17 protein-coding genes are annotated in these 16118 nt (G+C 65.6%); 7 read left to right on the forward strand and 10 right to left on the reverse strand.

What is annotated here, in order from left to right:
- Positions 1-6 precede the first annotated feature (6 nt).
- Both PMN64_RS29875 and PMN64_RS29880 read right to left on the reverse strand, forming a co-directional pair.
- Entirely contained in the window at positions 7-882 is an 876-nt protein-coding gene (locus tag PMN64_RS29875; RefSeq protein WP_411783239.1) for a branched-chain amino acid ABC transporter permease, read from the reverse strand.
- Positions 883-996: 114 nt separating this feature from the next.
- Entirely contained in the window at positions 997-2352 is a 1356-nt protein-coding gene (locus tag PMN64_RS29880; protein WP_411783240.1) for a substrate-binding protein, read from the reverse strand.
- Between the two features lie 292 nt (positions 2353-2644).
- Between PMN64_RS29880 and PMN64_RS29885 the strand changes: the two genes are divergently transcribed.
- Together PMN64_RS29885 and PMN64_RS29890 are read left to right on the forward strand one after the other, a co-directional pair.
- A complete protein-coding gene (locus PMN64_RS29885) occupies positions 2645-3085 on the forward strand; it encodes a hypothetical protein (RefSeq protein WP_411783241.1) in 441 nt (146 codons plus the stop codon).
- Between the two features lie 148 nt (positions 3086-3233).
- The gene (locus PMN64_RS29890) at positions 3234-3704 is read left to right on the forward strand and encodes a MarR family winged helix-turn-helix transcriptional regulator (protein ID WP_304497739.1); all 471 of its coding nucleotides are present in this window, start codon (positions 3234-3236) and stop codon (positions 3702-3704) included.
- Between the two features lie 34 nt (positions 3705-3738).
- On the opposite strand, the gene prfA is transcribed toward PMN64_RS29890, so the two are convergent.
- From prfA to PMN64_RS29905, 3 genes are all read right to left on the reverse strand, one after another.
- Positions 3739-4818, reverse strand: coding sequence for a peptide chain release factor 1 (prfA, locus tag PMN64_RS29895; protein ID WP_018269196.1), 1080 nt, complete (start codon positions 4816-4818; stop codon positions 3739-3741).
- 57 nt (positions 4819-4875) lie between these two features.
- Positions 4876-7143 (reverse strand): phosphoenolpyruvate--protein phosphotransferase, encoded by a 2268-nt coding sequence (ptsP, locus tag PMN64_RS29900; RefSeq protein WP_028343590.1) that lies wholly within the window; start codon positions 7141-7143, stop codon positions 4876-4878.
- A gap of 422 nt (positions 7144-7565) precedes the next feature.
- Positions 7566-8822 (reverse strand): aspartate kinase, encoded by a 1257-nt coding sequence (locus PMN64_RS29905; protein WP_411783242.1) that lies wholly within the window; start codon positions 8820-8822, stop codon positions 7566-7568.
- A 209-nt stretch (positions 8823-9031) separates the two neighbouring features.
- Here PMN64_RS29905 and PMN64_RS29910 point away from each other — a divergent pair, with 209 nt between their 5' ends.
- The 4 genes from PMN64_RS29910 (at position 9032) to PMN64_RS29925 (ending at position 12067) form a co-directional block, all read left to right on the forward strand.
- Positions 9032-9499 carry a PH domain-containing protein gene (locus tag PMN64_RS29910; protein ID WP_016843303.1) on the forward strand — a complete coding sequence of 156 codons (468 nt, stop codon included), beginning with the start codon at positions 9032-9034 and terminating at the stop codon, positions 9497-9499.
- Positions 9500-9513: 14 nt separating this feature from the next.
- Positions 9514-10296 (forward strand): bifunctional 2-polyprenyl-6-hydroxyphenol methylase/3-demethylubiquinol 3-O-methyltransferase UbiG, encoded by a 783-nt coding sequence (ubiG, locus tag PMN64_RS29915; protein ID WP_411783243.1) that lies wholly within the window; start codon positions 9514-9516, stop codon positions 10294-10296.
- A gap of 176 nt (positions 10297-10472) precedes the next feature.
- Positions 10473-10754, forward strand: coding sequence for a GIY-YIG nuclease family protein (locus tag PMN64_RS29920; RefSeq protein WP_411783244.1), 282 nt, complete (start codon positions 10473-10475; stop codon positions 10752-10754).
- A 413-nt stretch (positions 10755-11167) separates the two neighbouring features.
- Complete coding sequence (locus PMN64_RS29925; protein ID WP_411783245.1) at positions 11168-12067, forward strand: EamA family transporter; 900 nt, start codon at positions 11168-11170, stop codon at positions 12065-12067.
- A gap of 59 nt (positions 12068-12126) precedes the next feature.
- Here the strand turns inward: PMN64_RS29925 and PMN64_RS29930 are convergent, their stop codons facing one another.
- From PMN64_RS29930 to PMN64_RS29950, 5 genes are all read right to left on the reverse strand, one after another.
- Positions 12127-12567: an EamA family transporter gene (locus PMN64_RS29930; RefSeq protein ID WP_411783246.1), complete on the reverse strand. Its 441-nt coding sequence runs from the start codon at positions 12565-12567 to the stop codon at positions 12127-12129.
- 136 nt (positions 12568-12703) lie between these two features.
- The gene (locus tag PMN64_RS29935; protein WP_411783247.1) at positions 12704-13174 is read right to left on the reverse strand and encodes a DUF1178 family protein; all 471 of its coding nucleotides are present in this window, start codon (positions 13172-13174) and stop codon (positions 12704-12706) included.
- Positions 13171-14046 carry a carbon-nitrogen hydrolase family protein gene (locus PMN64_RS29940; protein WP_168858580.1) on the reverse strand — a complete coding sequence of 292 codons (876 nt, stop codon included), beginning with the start codon at positions 14044-14046 and terminating at the stop codon, positions 13171-13173. The genes PMN64_RS29935 and PMN64_RS29940 overlap by 4 nt, the downstream gene beginning before the upstream one ends.
- Positions 14046-14318, reverse strand: coding sequence for a glutaredoxin 3 (grxC, locus tag PMN64_RS29945; RefSeq protein ID WP_069279771.1), 273 nt, complete (start codon positions 14316-14318; stop codon positions 14046-14048). The genes PMN64_RS29940 and grxC overlap by 1 nt, the downstream gene beginning before the upstream one ends.
- 29 nt (positions 14319-14347) lie before the next feature.
- Positions 14348-15157 (reverse strand): ComF family protein, encoded by an 810-nt coding sequence (locus PMN64_RS29950; protein ID WP_411783248.1) that lies wholly within the window; start codon positions 15155-15157, stop codon positions 14348-14350.
- 78 nt (positions 15158-15235) lie between these two features.
- Between PMN64_RS29950 and PMN64_RS29955 the strand changes: the two genes are divergently transcribed.
- Positions 15236-16078: a methyltransferase domain-containing protein gene (locus PMN64_RS29955; RefSeq protein WP_411783249.1), complete on the forward strand. Its 843-nt coding sequence runs from the start codon at positions 15236-15238 to the stop codon at positions 16076-16078.
- The last annotated feature ends 40 nt before the right edge of the window (positions 16079-16118 follow it).

A 16118-nucleotide genomic window follows, 5' to 3' on the forward strand; every position in this document is an offset into this window, starting at 1 on the left:
CCGTCGTCATTCGCGGCCCTGCGTGCCGAGCAGGCCGTGCGGTCTGAGCACCAGCACGAGCGTCATCGCCGCGAACAGCATGACGTAGGCGTAACCGGGGTTGAACATCGAGGTGATGCTGATGATCTCGCCGGCGATCAGTCCGCCGAGGATGGCGCCGGGAAACGAGCCGACGCCGCCGATCACCACCACCACGAAAGTCTCGACCAGGATGTCGTCGCCGACACCCGGCGTCAGCGACACCACCGGCGCGTTGATGATGCCGGCGAAGCCTGCGGCCATCGCGCCGATGCCGAACACGATCATGAAGACGCGGTAGACGTTGATGCCGAGCGAATCGACCATCACCGAATCCTCGATGCCGGCGCGCACGATCATGCCGAGCCGGGTGCGGTACAGGATCAGGAACAGCGCGCCGAGCGCGACCGCGACGATGCCGACGACCGCGAGCCGGTAGGTCGGGTAGAACAGGAAGCCGAGCGAGGTGATGCCCTGCAGCATCGCCGGCGGCGGCACCACCTGCGACTGGCTGGTGAAGATCAGCCGCACAATCTCGACGAAGCAGATGCCGAGGCCGAACGTGACCAGCAGCTGGTCCTCATGCGGGCGATGATAGAAGTGGCGGATGATGATCCGCTCCATCGCGACGCCGAGCAGCATCACGAACAGCGATCCGGCGATGACGGCGACGATGAACGAGCCGGTGTAGGAATAGGCCACATATCCGGCGTAGCCGCCGATCATGAACATGGCGCCGTGGGCGAGGTTGAGCACCCCGAGCGTGCCGTAGATGATCGTCAGTCCGGAGCTGATCAGCGCCAGCAGCGCGCCGAGCGCCAGCCCGTTGAAAAGTTGCGAGACGAAATTTGGCCAGTTGATCATGGCGCGCGTTCACTCAGCCGTATACCTGGCCCGGTCAATGGAGGATGCGTTCCGAGAAAAGCGGCGCCGCGGGTCGGGTCGCCCCGCCCACGGCGCCGAGTCTTCCCACGTTAATCAGGTGTAGTCGCCGAGATGGCAGCCGAACGCATCCGGCTTCTGCATCAAGCCGTCGCCGGGGACGATCTCGATCACCTCGTAATAGTCCTCCTTGTTCTTCATCTCCTTTTCCATCTTGCCGCGGACGATGACGACGGGGCGGACGCACTGGTGATCCTCGGGGCGGTAATGCACGTCGCCGACCAGCGAAGGCAGCGTCTCGCCCTTCTCATAGGCCTTGATGACGTCGGGCGGATAGAAGCTGCCGGCATCCTCGACCATGCGGGCCCAGTGCGCGAAGCTGACATAGGCGTTCTCCGCGCCCCATTCCGGCTTGTAGCCGTACTTCTTCTCGAAGGCCTCGTTGAACATCTTGGCCAGCGGATATTTGTCCTCGATGGTCCACCAATAATCGGTCGCGGCGTAGACGCCCTGCATCAGGCCGCCGGTCTCGCGGGCGATGAACGGCACCTGGTAGGGCACCACGAGCTTCATCTTGTCGAGCACGCCGAACTGCTTGGCCTGCTGCGTCGACAGCACGGCGTCATGACCCCAGTTGACGTTGATCAGCACGTCGGCGCCGGAATTCGCGACGTTGAGCAGATAGGACGAATAGTCCGGCGCGCCGAGCGGCGAGACCTGGTTGGTGACGGTGGTCCAGCCCGCCTGGGCGAGGTAGTCCTGCATCGACTTGGTGACGGTGTGGCCGTAGGTGTAGTCGGGCGTGAGGTAGGCGGCCTTCTTGTTCTTGCCGAACTGCTTGATCAGCACCGGCGCGATCGCCGCCGCGGCGGTCTGGCCGAAGAAGTTCTGGCGGAAGCCGTAGCGCACGCAATCCTTGCCGGTGGTGTCATTGGAGCCGGAAATGCCGCAGACGAAGATCACCTTCTCGCGCTGCGCCAGCTTGTTCAGCGCCACCGCGACCGCGCTCGACGTGCCGCCGGTGATCATCACCGCCTTGTTCTCGGAGATGAAGCGCTGCTGCGCCTGCACGGCCTCGTTCGGCTTCGCCGCGGAATCGGCGACGCCGAACTTCAGTTCCTTGCCGAGCACGCCCTTGCTGGTCTTCGGCGAGATCTTCTTGATCAGCTCGTGGCCGCTGTTGATGTGCTCGATCGCGAGCTGGTAGCCCTTGAGCTCATCCTCGCCCTGCACCGCATAGGTGCCGGTGCGCGGCACCGAGATGCCGATGAAGGCAGAAGAGCCCGACGTGCCCGCGGGATAGGTTCCGATCGCCGGATGGTCCTCGGCGAATGCCCGCGATGCGATCGAGGCCGGCAGCACGGTGCCGCCGATCAGGCCCGCGCCGGCTTGCAGCAAAGTGCGGCGCGAAACGTTCAGGGCGCTGCCCGGCCGAAAATCCTTGGTGCTCATCGCTCAGTATCCTCCAATTATATTGATTGTTGCCGCGCATGTTCACTCGTCGCCGGATCGGATCGATCGGCGGCACGATGCGCCGGCTGCAATCGAGCAGCCTGTCACGGCTACAATTCCCCACCGGGATATTTAGTCAATGTCACCTTTCGTCGAATCATATCGGCCTACGATAGAAATAATATCGTTCTACGATGTATCGAGGGTTTACCGACCGGGTGCGGGTCCTGTAAGTGAGGGGGCGATGATCCAGGAGCCTTCAAGTCGCACCGGAAATGCCGGAGAGCACGCCGTGACCGAACACGGTGGCGCCGAGCAATCGGGCAGCCTGAGCATCCGCGCGGTCAACGTCCTGAAGGAGCTGGCGGTCGAGCTGCTCGACGACGTGCCGCCGAAGATGGGCTGGACGCCGCCGGACGATCTGCTGCGCCTGCTCACTGCGCGCCATCTCGCGACGGCGCGAAATTGCGGACGGCAAACCATGCGCGAGATCATCGATTGGGCCGAGACGCGCGGAATAACGATCCCGTCTCCACATCACACCGGCAAGTCGTTGTCGGAGGTCTGGGGCGATCTGGTCGCGCGCGCCTCGGCCGGGCATCTCACCAAGAGCGAGATCACCGAGGCGCTGGAGAAATCCATTCGCCGCAGAAGCCCGCGGATTCCGGTCGCCTTCCAGATCGTGCTGCTGAAGATATTGAGCTCGACCTACGATCGCTGGCCGCAGCCCTGAGCTTGCCCGGCCCCGCCGCCGCTCGACCGTCAAACCGTTGAAAACATGGGTGGAAGGATGACCGGTAGTATGGTGCGTCCGGCGCGGGCTTGATAGCGTTGCACAGCGTCTGCCGTCCGGCGGAGCGAGCCAGCAGCAGGGCGATCGAATGCCGCAACCAAAGCAACGACGAGCGCCAGCCGGAGCAACGAAACGCAAGGCGGCGGCCGCGCCGGTGGACTACCGGGCGCTGGCGCAGTTTCGCTACGAGTTGCGCAGGTTTCTCGCATTCAGCGAGGAGGGCGCCCGGAAGGCCGGAATGACGCCGCGGCAGCACCAGGCGCTGCTCGGCATCAAGGGTTTCGTCGACCCCGGTCCGCCGACCGTCGGCGACATCGCCCGGTTTCTGCTGATCCGGCATCACTCCGCCGTCGAGTTGATGAACCGCATGGCAAAGCTCGGGCTGGTCAGCCGCCTTGCCGATCCCGACGACGCGCGGCGAGTTCAGCTCAAGCTGACGGCAAAGGGAGAGCAAAAGCTCCAGTCGGTCTCGAAGAAGAACATCGAAGAGCTCCGCCGCGTCGCGAGCCCGGCGTTGCGCCGCTTGCTGAAGTCTTCGCCGTCTTCCGGCGAGCCATGAGTGAAGCATCCGCCGGCGCAAGCGGCGGCGCGCGTCAGGCCGCGGCGCCCTGCGCGGCGAGCTGTGCCGCCTGGTGCTCGGTGGTCAGCGCATCGATCAGTTCGCCGAGCGCTTCGCCCGCGATCACCTGCGGCAGCTTGTAGAGCGTCAGGTTGATGCGGTGGTCGGTGACTCTGCCTTGCGGGAAATTATAGGTGCGGATGCGCTCCGAGCGGTCGCCGGAGCCGACCTTCTCCTTGCGGTCGGCGGAGCGCGCCGCCTCGACGCGCTGGCGCTCGGCATCGTAGATGCGCGAGCGCAGGATGTTCATCGCCGACGCCCGGTTCTTATGCTGCGAGCGGCTGTCCTGCATCATCACAACGATCCCGGTCGGCAGATGGGTGATGCGGATCGCCGATTCGGTCTTGTTGACGTGCTGGCCGCCGGCGCCGCCCGCGCGCATGGTCTCGATCCTTAGGTCGGTGTCCTTGATATCGACGTCGACGTCCTCGACCTCCGGCAGCACGGCGACCGTGGCGGCCGAGGTGTGGATGCGGCCCTGCGTCTCGGTGTCGGGCACGCGCTGCACGCGGTGCACGCCGGATTCGAATTTCAGCTTGGCGAACGCGCCGCGGCCCTGCACCTCGGCGATGATTTCCTTGTAGCCGCCGACGGTGCCTTCGCTCGCCGAGATCACCTCGACCTTCCAGCCCTGCAAGGATGCGAAGCGCTCATACATCCGGAACAGGTCGCCGGCGAACAGCGAGGCCTCGTCGCCGCCGGTGCCGGCGCGGATTTCCAGCATCACGTTGCGGTCGTCCATCGCGTCCTTCGGCAACAGCGCGATCCGGATCTGCTGCTCGAGCTCGCCGAGCCGCGCCTGCAGCGTTTCCAGCTCGGCTTCCGCCATGCTGCGCATTTCGGCGTCGGTCCCGGCATCCGCCAGCATCGCCTCGGTGTCGGCGAGTTCGCTACGCGCGGAACGGTAGAGCTTCACCGCGTCGATCAGCGGGTTGAGCTCGGCGAGCTCGCGCGTGATCTGCACATAGCGCTCGGACTTGACCTCGCCGAGCAGCTCGGCCTCGAGCGAGGCATGATGGGCGAGCAGGACGTCGAGTTTGGCTTCGGGTAGCATGGCGGTATCTCGAATTGCGGAAGGTACGGAAGGGCGGCAGCGGCGACGGCAGCGTCGCTACAAGGCTAGCCCCTCGGTTTCCGCAAACTTCGTCAGCGCCGCGCGAATCGAGACGCTGCCGACCGGCGCATCCAGCAGCGGATTGATCATCGCCTCGGCCTTCTTGGCGTCGAGGTCGAGGATCAGCGCCTTGACCGGGCCGTGCGCGGTTGCAGACAATGAAAGCGAACGGTAGCCGATCGCGATCAGCGCCAGCGCGCCGATCGGCTTCGACGCCATCTCGCCGCACAGCGAGGCGGCCTTCTTCGCGGCCTTGGCCTTGCGCACGATGTCGCGCAGCGCGCGCAGGATCGGCGCCGACAGGATGTCGAAGCGTTCGGAGACCTTGGCATTGCCGCGGTCGACCGCAAACAGGAACTGGAACAGGTCGTTGGAGCCGACCGAGACGAAGTCGACCTTCTTCAAGAGCTCGTCGAGCTGGTAGAGCAGCGCCGGCACCTCGACCATGGTGCCGATATCGATCCGCTCGGGCAGCGAATGGCCGTGCTGGCGCAGATAGGTCAGCTCGCGCTCGACGATCGCCTTGGCCTGGTCGAACTCCGCGATGTCCGAGATCATCGGGAACATGATCTTCAGCGCGCGGCCGCCGCCGGCACGCAGCAGCGCGCGGATCTGGCCGCGCAAGAGGCCGGGACGGTCGAGGCCGAGCCGGATCGCGCGCCAGCCGAGCGCGGGATTTTCCTCGATCACGGTCTCCATATAGGGCAGCGCCTTGTCGCCGCCGATGTCGAGCGTGCGGAAGGTGACGGGCTTAGAGCCCGCGGCGTCGAGTACTGTGCGATACAGCGCGAGCTGGTCGCTCGAGCGCGGCAGGTTCGGGCTCACCATGAATTGCAATTCGGTGCGGAACAGGCCGATGCCGGCGCTGCCGGTGTCGTCGATATGCGGCAGGTCGATGGTCAGGCCGGCATTGATCAAAAGCTCGATCGGCTGGCCGTCCTTGGTCACGCAGGCCTTGTCGCGCAGCGCCGAATATTGCGCCTGCCGCCGTGCCCGGAACCGGACGCGCTCGGCATAGGCGGATTCGATCTCGGTCGAGGGGCGGACATAGATCTCGCCGGAAATGCCGTCGACGATGATGGCATCGCCCGGATCGGCGATGCCGGGCGCGTTCGGCACCTCGCCGACCGCGGGGATGCCGAGCGCGCGCGCCACGATCGAAACGTGGGAATTCGCGGTGCCTTCCTCCAGCACCAGGCCGCGCAGCCGCTTGCGGTCATAGTCGAGCAGCGCCGCCGGACCCATCGCGCGGGCGATCAGGATGGCATTATCGGGCAGCTGCTCGCGCGACGGCGCATGGTCCTGGCCGACCAGCTGCCGCATCAGGCGATGGCCGAGATCCTCGAGGTCGTGCAGGCGGTCGCGCAGATAGGGATCGGTCGAGCGCAGCATGCGCGCGCGGGTGTCGGACTGCACGCGCTCGACGGCGGCTTCGGCGGTAAGGCCGGTGGCGACCGCCTCATGCAGCTTGTGCGACCAGCCCTGGTCGTTGGCGAACATGCGGTAGGCTTCCAGCACCTCGCGGTGCTCGCCGCCGTCGGCGACGTCGCCGCGCTCCAGCATGCGGTCGAGATCGGCGCGCAAATTGGCGAGCGCGGTGTCGAGCCGCTTGATCTCCTTCGGCAGGTCCTCGGCGATGTAGTTGGTGATCACGACGCGCGGCTCGTGCAGCACGACATGGCCGAGCGCGATGCCGTCGGAGAGCACCGCGCCGGTCTTGTGCAGCGAGTGCCGCGCGGCAGGCTCGGCGCCGGGCTGCGCCAGCGCGGCAAGCTCGCCGGAGGCGATCATCTCCGCCAGCACCATGGCGGTGGTCTGCAGCGCCTCGACCTCTTCCTCGACATAGGTGCGCTTGGCGCGGTTCTGCACCACGAGCACGCCGAGCGTGTTGCCGGCGCGCAGGATCGGCACGCCGAGGAACGAGTGGTAGGCCTCTTCGCCGGTCTCCGGGCGGTAGGCGAAGGCCGGATGGCTTTGCGCGTCGGACAGATTGAGCGGCGTCGCCTCGCTGGCGACGAGGCCGACCAGGCCTTCATGCGCGCTCATCACGGTGCGGTGGACGGCGTCGCGGTTCAGACCTTCGGTGGCATAGAGCTCGAGGGTGTTGTCGATGCGCAGCACGTAGCAGGAGCAGACCTCGGCCACCATGTTGGCCGCGATCAGCACCACGATCTTGTCGAGCCGCTCCTGGGCGGAGACTTGCTCCGCCATGGTCTCGCGAAGCCGTCTCAACAGGATGCGGGGGCCTCCCGACGCGCTCCGCATGTGTTTCAGTCCCTCCCCACGAAGCCGGCGCACCGGTGCGGCCGGCCGCTGGCGCAAAACTCGTCAAAAACAACAATTTTAGTCATTCGGTGTCGCCGCTCGCCAGTTCCCGCCGATTCGCGATCACCGAAACTGTGCCACAGTTTGCGACAGCCTACCTGACTGGCCGTATAGCCAATCGAGGCTTGCTTTGCCAAGCAAAACGCCTGCCAGTAGCAAATAACGTCTGCGTCAGCCCAATGCTGCGCCCGCTAAGAGAAATTCTAACTCCGGAGCACGGCCAATGCTCGGTCTCGTCGTTCCGGGGCGCCGCGAAGCGGCGAACCTCGAGATTCCACAATTCGCAATTGCGAATTGGGGTTCGATGCTGTCGCATCGCCCCGGAACGACAGCGGAGCGAGCCCCGCCCCTGCCGGTCGCGCCTACGCCTGGTCCAGGCCGTACAGCGTGTGCAGCGTGCGGACCGCGAGTTCGGTGTAGGCGGCGTCGATCAGGACCGAGAACTTGATCTCGGAGGTGGTGATGGCGCGGATGTTGATGTTGCGGTCGGCCAGCGCCTTGAACGCCTTGGCCGCGACGCCGGCATGGCTGCGCATGCCGCTGCCGATCACCGAGACCTTGGCGACGTCGGTCGCGGTATCGAGCCTGGCGTAGCCGATCTTGGCCTTGGCGGCGGTAATCGTGTCCTTGGCGCGGTTATAGTCGCTGGCCGGAACGGTGAAGGTGAGGTCGGTGGTCTTGCCGTCCTCGGACACGTTCTGCACGATCATGTCGACATTGATACTGGCGTCCGCGAGCGGCCCGAAGATCGCGGCGGCGATGCCGGGCTTGTCCTCGATCTGGCGCACGGAAATCTGGGCTTCGTCCTTGGAGAAGGCGATGCCGGTGACGACGTGCATTTCCATGATTTCCTCCTCGCTGCAGATCAGCGTGCCCGGCGGCTGGTTGGCGTGCGGGTCGATATCCTCTGGCTTGTCGAAGCTGGAGCGCACGAAGATCGGCATGTTGTGCACCATGCCGAGTTCCACCGAGCGAACCTGCAGCACCTTGGCGCCCTGCGAGGCCAGTTCCAGCATGTCCTCGAAGGCGATCTTGTCGAGCCGGCGCGCCTTCGGCACCACGCGGGGATCGGTGGTGTAGACGCCGTCGACGTCGGTGTAGATTTCGCAGCGGTCGGCGCGCAGCGCGGCCGCGATCGCCACCGCCGAGGTGTCCGAGCCGCCGCGGCCGAGCGTGGTGATGCGGCCGGTGTCGGGATTGATGCCCTGGAAGCCGGCGATCACGGCGACTTCCTTGCGCTCCTTGAAGCGGGTGATGATCTCGGTGCCGTCGATATCGAGGATGCGCGCCGAAGCGTGCGCCTCCGAGGTCTTGATCGGGATCTGCCAGCCCTGCCAGGAGCGCGCCTGAATGCCGATGCCCTGCAGCACGATCGCAAGCAGGCCCGAGGTGACCTGTTCGCCGGAGGCGACCACCGCGTCATATTCGCGCGCGTCGTGCATCGGCGAGGCATCGGTGCACCAGGCCACCAGCTCATTGGTCTTGCCGGACATCGCGGAGACGACGACGGCGACCTCGTGGCCCGCGTCGACCTCGCGCTTCACATGCTGCGCGACGTTGCGGATACGATCGATATTGGCGACGGACGTACCGCCGAATTTCATCACGAGGCGGCCCATGACGACGCGTCTATTCCTTTAAGAGGATAAGTAGGTTAACCCACGCCGAAAACCGCAAGCGCGGGGACCGAAACGCGCGTATACATAGCGCCGCGCCCGGGGGCAAGCCGGTAGGTTGGGGGCCCTCGAGTGTCTTTTGGGGGTGTTTTGACCGGTTGCGGGCGGGTTGTGGCGCACGGGTAACACGGGACAACTCGAAGGCGGATTGGATGGGACGTTATATCGACGAGATCCTGCAGCCTGGCGAGAAGGTGCTGTATTCCACCAATGCGCACTGGATGTTCTATTTGCCGGCGATCGGGGCCTGGATCGTGGTGCTGGCGCTGCTGATCCTGTCGCGGATGACGACGGTCGACGGCCTCGTGATGGCCTGCCTGGCGGCCGCCGCCGTGGTCGCGGTCGCGGCGCTGTACTGGACCGCCGCGGCCTGGTTCCACCGCTGGACCACCGAAACCGACGTCACCAATTTCCGCGTGGTGCACAAGAGCGGCTTCATCAAGCGGCGCACCTTCGAGATGAGCCTCGACAAGGTCGAGAGCGTCGACGTCAACCAGAGCATCATGGGGCGCCTGCTCAACTATGGCGACGTCACCATCCGCGGCGTCGGCGAGGGCATCGAGACCATCAGGACCATCGCCGCGCCGCTGTCGTTCCGCAATTCGATCACCGCGCGATAGGGGCGCGCGCAATCATGGCCACGCAATCAACGCTTTCCGGTTTCTCCGCCAGTTCCTCCGCCAATGCCTCCGCCAGCTCGGTCGATCCGGCCGAGGTCGCGAAATTCTCGAAGCTGTCCGATGAATGGTGGGATCCGCGCGGCAAGATGGCGCCGCTGCACAAGATCAACCCGCTGCGCCTGACCTATATCCGCGACGCCGCCTGTCGCAAGTTCGAGCGCAACGCCAAGAGCCTCAGCTGCCTGTCCGGCCTACGCCTGCTCGACATCGGCTGCGGCGCCGGCCTGCTGTGCGAGCCGTTCACGCGGTTGGGGGCCCAGGTGATCGGGATCGATCCCTCCGCCACCAACATCGCTGCCGCGAAGCTGCACGCCGACAAGGGCCATCTGTCGATCGACTACCGCTGCACCACGGTGGAGGAGATGGACGCCCGCGAGCGCTTCGACATCGTGCTGGCGATGGAGGTGGTCGAGCACGTCGTCGACGTCGGCGCCTTCATCAAGCGCTGCGCGGTCATGCTCAAGCCCGGCGGGCTGATGGTGGCGTCGACGATCAACCGCAACTGGAAGAGTTTTGCGCTGATCATTGTCGGCGCCGAATACGTGCTGCGCTGGCTGCCGCGCGGCACCCACGAGTGGAGCAAGTTCGTCACCCCCGCCGAGCTCGAACGCTATCTCGGCGACGTCAACCTCACCGTCACCGAGCAGGCCGGCGTGGTCTACAACCCGCTCGCCGACAAATGGACCGTGTCGACCGACATGGACGTGAACTACATGGTGGTGGCGGAAGAGGTGTGAGGCGATCTGCACCGGCATAACCGGTGTCGTCCCTGCTTCCGCAGGGACGACAGCGAGATTGTGGTGCAATCGGTGGAAATGTGAGACGTTGTTGCCTCCCGAAAGGTGTCGTCCCTGCGAAAGCAGGGACCCATAACCACCGGCCCAGATAGTCGGGCGAGGTCCGCGTTCCGAGCATGTACTATGTCTACATCCTCGCAAGCCGGCGCCATGGTACGCTGTATGTCGGCGTGACAAATTCCGTGCAGACAAGGCTCGAGCAGCATAAGGCCGGCAAGGGCTCGTCGTTTGTCAAAAGGTACGGCGTGTATCGCCTCGTGCATGTCGAGTCCTACCAACTCGCAGAAGAGGCCATCACGCGTGAAAAGCAGCTCAAGAAATGGAAGCGTGACTGGAAGATCGAACTGATCGAGCGCGAAAATCCCGAGTGGCGGGACCTTAGCGATCTGCTTGTCTGACTGGTGTGCCACGAACCGCTTCTTGTGGTTATGGGTCCCTGCTTTCGCAGGGACGACAGGGAGTTTGGGATATCGGCCTGCTCCTTCTCGCCTTAACGCCAGTGAAGTTAGCCCGGCTTTCGCGAATACATCCGGTGTCGTCCCTGCGAAAGCAGGGACCCATAACCCCCGGCCGACGTTGCTGAGCGCGATCTGAGTTCAGGACGCGTTCTGCTCTACATCTCGCCAAACCTGACCGGTGTTACGGCCCGTTCAATCATCGTGCCCCGAACCTGCACCTGCGGTCCCTGCTTCCGCAGGGACGACAGCGGGTTTGCGGCTCGATCGCAGGCCTGCCATGCGCCCACTCGATTGACCGCGTCAGCGGCAATCGGCACGCTGTGCGTCCCGCCGGTATGCTTTCCTTATCCCCCATGTCCACGATCGCCTCGCTCTGGATTCCCTTCACCATCGTCGCCGCGTTCGGGCAGGTGGCGCGCAATGCGATGCAGCGGCATCTGACCGGGCCGCTCGGGACCTGGGGCGCGACCAATATCCGTTTCCTGTTCGGCCTGCCGTTCTCGGTGGTGTTCTTCGCGCTCGCGGTGCTGCTGACCGGCGATCGCGTGCCGTGGCCGGCGGCGGCGTTCTGGCCGTGGCTGGTGACCGGCGCGCTCAGCCAGATCGTCGGCACCGGCTTCATGCTGCTGGCGATGAACGACCGCTCTTTCGTGGTGACCACGGCCTACATGAAGACCGAGGCGATCCAGACCGCGATCTTCGGCTTCGTCTTCCTCGGCGACCATCTCACCACTACCAAGGTGATCGCAATCGTGGTCGCCACCATCGGCGTCGTCATCACCGCGCTGCGGCCCGGCGGTCAAAAGAGCTTTGCCGACCTGCGCCCGACCGTGCTCGGCCTCGGCGCCGCCGCGGTGTTCGCGATCTCGGCGGTGAGCTTTCGCGGCGCGATCATAGCGGTGCCCTCGGTCTCGTTTGTCACGGCGGCCTCCTACACGCTGATGTGGAGCCTCCTCGTGCAGACGCTGATCCTCTCGGTCTATCTGTTGCTGCGCGCGCCCGACGTGCTGAGGTCGATCCTCAAGCTGTGGCGGCCCTCGATGTTCGCGGGCTTCATGGGCGCGTTCTCATCGCAATTCTGGTTCCTGGCGTTCGCGCTCACCGCCGCCGCCAATGTGCGCACGCTGGCGCTGATCGAGGTGCTGTTCGCGCAGGGCGTGGCGTATTTCTCGCTCAAGCAGCCGTTCTCGCTGCGCGAGGTGTTCGGCATCGTGCTGATCGTGATCGGCGTCGCCTTGTTGATCGCTGCGTAGACTCTTGTTTGACGCGTTTTCTTCACGCGAACCGGTGCCCGTTTCGCTCAAAAACGCTATCAGCCTTTGACGGCAACCAGCACCGCGCCCGCGGAGATCAGCGCGATCCCGATCCAGCCATAGGCCGACGGGCGTTCGCCAAGGAAGGTGGCGCCGAACAGCGCCACCAGCACCACGCTGAGCTTGTCGATCGGCGCGACGAGTGTGGCCGGTCCAAGCTTGAGCGCGCGGAAATAGCAGATCCACGACGCGCCGGTGCCGAGCCCGGACAGCAGCAGGAACAGCCAGCTCTTCGCCGAGATCGGGCCGGACTGGGTGAACTGCCCGGTCGCGAACAGGATGGCCGACAGCGTGATCAAGACGATCACGGTACGGATCAGGGTGGCGAGATCGGAGTTGATGCCCTCGACGCCGACCTTGGCGAAGATCGCGGTCAGCGCGGCGAAAACGGCGGAAAGAAACGCCCAGACCTGCCAGGAGGAGAATGAGTCGGGAGTCATGCTTCCTCGTGGCCGTCATTCCGGGGCGCGCGCAGCGCGAACCCGGAAATCCGGAGATTGTGGTGCGAGATTCCCCGATGCGAAATTGCGCATCTGAGGTCTGGTCCTTCGGACCATCCCGGAATGACGGAGTGAATCAGTTCCGGTCTTCCGGCAGCGTCGGCAGCGGCGAGACCTCGACGCCTTCGTCGATCAGCGCGCGGGCCTCCTCGGGCGAGGCTTCGCCATAGATCGGCCGGTGCTCGATATCGCCGTAATGCATCTTGCGCGCTTCGTTCGGGAAGCGGTCGCCGACATTGTCGGCGTTCTTCACGATGTGGTCGCGCAGCTCCTTCAGCTTGCTGCGCAGCTCGCGCTCCTGCGCCATCATCAGCGACGTCGATTCGTTAGGCGTCGCCTCGACGGGGGCGGACGGCGCCGGCTGGGCCGGTTCGCGGCCCTTCTTGCTGACGACCTGCGGCGCCATGATCGCGCGCTCGACCTTGTCAGAGCCGCAGGACGGGCAATCGATCAGGTGACGCCGCTCCTGCGATTCATAGGCCGAGGAGCTTTGGAACCAGCTCTCGAACTGGTGGCCGCGCTCGCAGCGCAGCGTGTAGCGGATCATGCCGAACCCCGGACGAGGTGCAGATGTTCCGGGCCGGCCTTGGGGTCGGCGATGCCGAAACGCCTGCCATGCTGCAGCGAGGGAATGGTCTTGCGCGCGGTCTCGACCTTGGCCGGATCGATCTCGGCCAGGAATACGCCCGGCTCGACGCCGCCCTCGGCGAGGATCTCGCCCCAGGGGTCGATGATCAGCGAATGGCCGAAGGTCTCGCGCTTGTTCTCATGCAGGCCGGCCTGCGCTGCTGCGAACACGAAGCAGCCGGTCTCGATGGCGCGGGCGCGCAGCAGCGTGTGCCAATGCGCCTCGCCGGTCTTGCGGGTGAAGGCGGATGGCACCGTGAGGAACGATGCGCCGGCCTCGGCCAGCGCGCGATACAGCGCCGGGAAGCGCACGTCGTAGCAGATCGTCAGTCCGATCCGGCCCCAGGGCAGGTCGGAGATCACGGCGGTCTCGCCGGGCTGATAATTGGCCGATTCGCGGTAGCTCTCGCCGCCCGGCAAATCGATATCGAACATATGGATCTTGTCGTAGCTCGCGAGCAGATTGCCCTCGGGCCCGATCAGGAACGAACGGTTGACCGCCTTCTCCGGCGAGTAGCGCAGCGCCAGCGAGCCGATATGCAGATGGATCTTCAGCTCGGCGGCCAGCGCGCGATACGCCTTGAGCGACGTGTCGTCCTCTTCGCTCGCCAAATGCTCGAACAGCGCCTTGCGGTTGAGCTGCATCATGTTGCTGACCTCGGGGGTCAGTACATATTTGGCACCCTGCGCGGCGGCCTCGCGGATCAGCCGCGTGCCCTGCTCGAGGCTCGGCTCCGGCAGCAATCCGGTGCGCATCTGCACCATGGCGGCGGTGAAAATGTTCTCCGTCATCAGGCGCCGCCTCCGTTGCTGAGCAGGCCGTCGAGCTTACCCTCGCGGTCGAGCGCGTAGAGCTCGTCGCAGCCGCCGACATGGGTCTTGCCGATGAAGATCTGCGGGAAGGTCGAGCCGGTACCGGCGCGACCGTACATCTCGTCGCGATAGGCCGGGTTGCTGGCGACGCTGAGTTCGGTGAACGCGGCGTTCTTGCGCGTCAAAAGCGATTTGGCCGCGGTGCAATAACCGCAGCCCGGGCGGGTGTAGATTTCAATGGCAGCGGTCATGGTGCGCTCGGTTGAACCAGAATGTCAGATTATATGGGAGCGCGGTGGGTATCGACAACCCGGGCAAACACCAGCACGTCGACCTGCGCGGCTTTGGCGCGGAGCAGCGCCCGCGCGCAGGCATCCACTGTCGCGCCCGAGGTCAGGACGTCGTCGATCAGGATCACGCGGCGGCCCTGGACGTCAGCCTTGCGTTCATGGGCGACCCCGAATGCACCCTGGACATTGCTGGCGCGATCCTTGCGTGACAGCCCGATCTGCTGCTCGGTGGCTCGGATGCGCCGCAACGCTTCGGCAGCCATTTTGACGCCGCTCTGGCGCGCGATCACCTTGGCGAGCGCCCCGGACTGGTTGTAGCGCCGGCTCCAGCCGCGCCGCCAGTGCAGAGGAACCGGAACCAGCAGATCGGCGTCGCGGAGCAATTCCTTCCCCGCCCGCGCCATCCAGCGACCCATTGTCGGCGCCAGATCGGTGCGATCCTGGTATTTCAATGCGTGCACCAGCGTGCGCGCGACATCGTCATAGCGCACCGCGGCGCGGGCGCGCTGGTAGGCCGGCGGATTGGCGATCGCCTCCATCGACAGCAGCTCGGGCCCGGGATCGTAGACAAAGGGAATCCCGAGCCGCGGGCAGAACGGCGGTGCGATGAACGACAATCTGGCCCAGCAGATCGCGCACACACCCTCGCCATCGACCGGCTCGCGGCACGAAACGCATAGCGTCGGCAGCGCGATATCGAGTGCCAGTCGCGCGGTGCGCAGCCACGCGCCCCCGACCGCGCCAAGCGCGCGCTGGACGTGACCGGTAATGGAGCGTGTCGGTGATGCCTCGGCGTCCATGGCGGGCGAGGCTAGCGTTTGAGCAGCGCCGGCTCAAGGCGCATTGCCTGCGGCGGCGGTCCGGCGTAACCAGCGGGCATGGCAACGCCCCCGCCCTCAGCCCCCATCCTGTTCGATCGCGCCTTGCTCGGTGCGCGGCTGGCGCGCGCGCGGCGCAAGGGGGCAGCGACATTCCTGCTCGATCGCGCCACAGAGGACATGGCGGACCGCTTGCTGGCGGTGTCGCGCAGCTTTTCGGCGGCGGCCGATGTCTGGACGCCGGGTGACGGGCTCGCGGACGCCCTGCGCGGACGTGTCGCCGCGGTCGATGCGATCGGTTTCAGCGAGGCGGAAGCGCTCGGTCTGCCGCCAGAGTCGCTCGATCTTGTGGTCTCCGCGCTCGCCTTCCAGTTCGTCAACGACCTACCGGGCGTGCTGGCGCAGCTCCGCCGGGCGCTGAAGCCGGACGGGCTGCTGCTCGCTTCGATGCTCGGTGGCGATACGCTGACCGAACTGCGGCAGAGCTTTGCCGCGGCGGAGGCCGAGTGCGAGGGCGGGGCGTCGCCGCGCGTCGCACCGTTCGCCGATCTGCGCGATATCGGCGCGCTGTTGCAGCGGGCCGGCTTCGCACTGCCGGTCACCGACGTCGACCGCGTCGTCGTGCGCTATGCCAGCGCATTTGCGCTGATGGCCGATCTCAGACGCATGGGCGCCACCAATGTGCTGCGCGAGCGCCGTCACACCTTAACCCGCCGCGCCACCATGCTGCGGATGGCGCAGATCTACGGCGAGCGCTTCGCCGATCCCGACGGCCGCATCCGCGCCACCTTCGACATCGTCTGGCTCTCCGGCTGGGCGCCGCATGAAAGCCAGCCGAAGCCGCTCAAGCCCGGCTCGGCGAAAGCGAGCCTTGAGGCGGCGGTGAAGGGAACGAAGCGTTAGGGACGCAACGCGGCAAGGCTCCCTCTCCCGCTTGCGGGGG

Source organism: Bradyrhizobium sp. UFLA01-814, assembly GCF_046718885.1.
GTDB lineage: Bacteria > Pseudomonadota > Alphaproteobacteria > Rhizobiales > Xanthobacteraceae > Bradyrhizobium > Bradyrhizobium elkanii.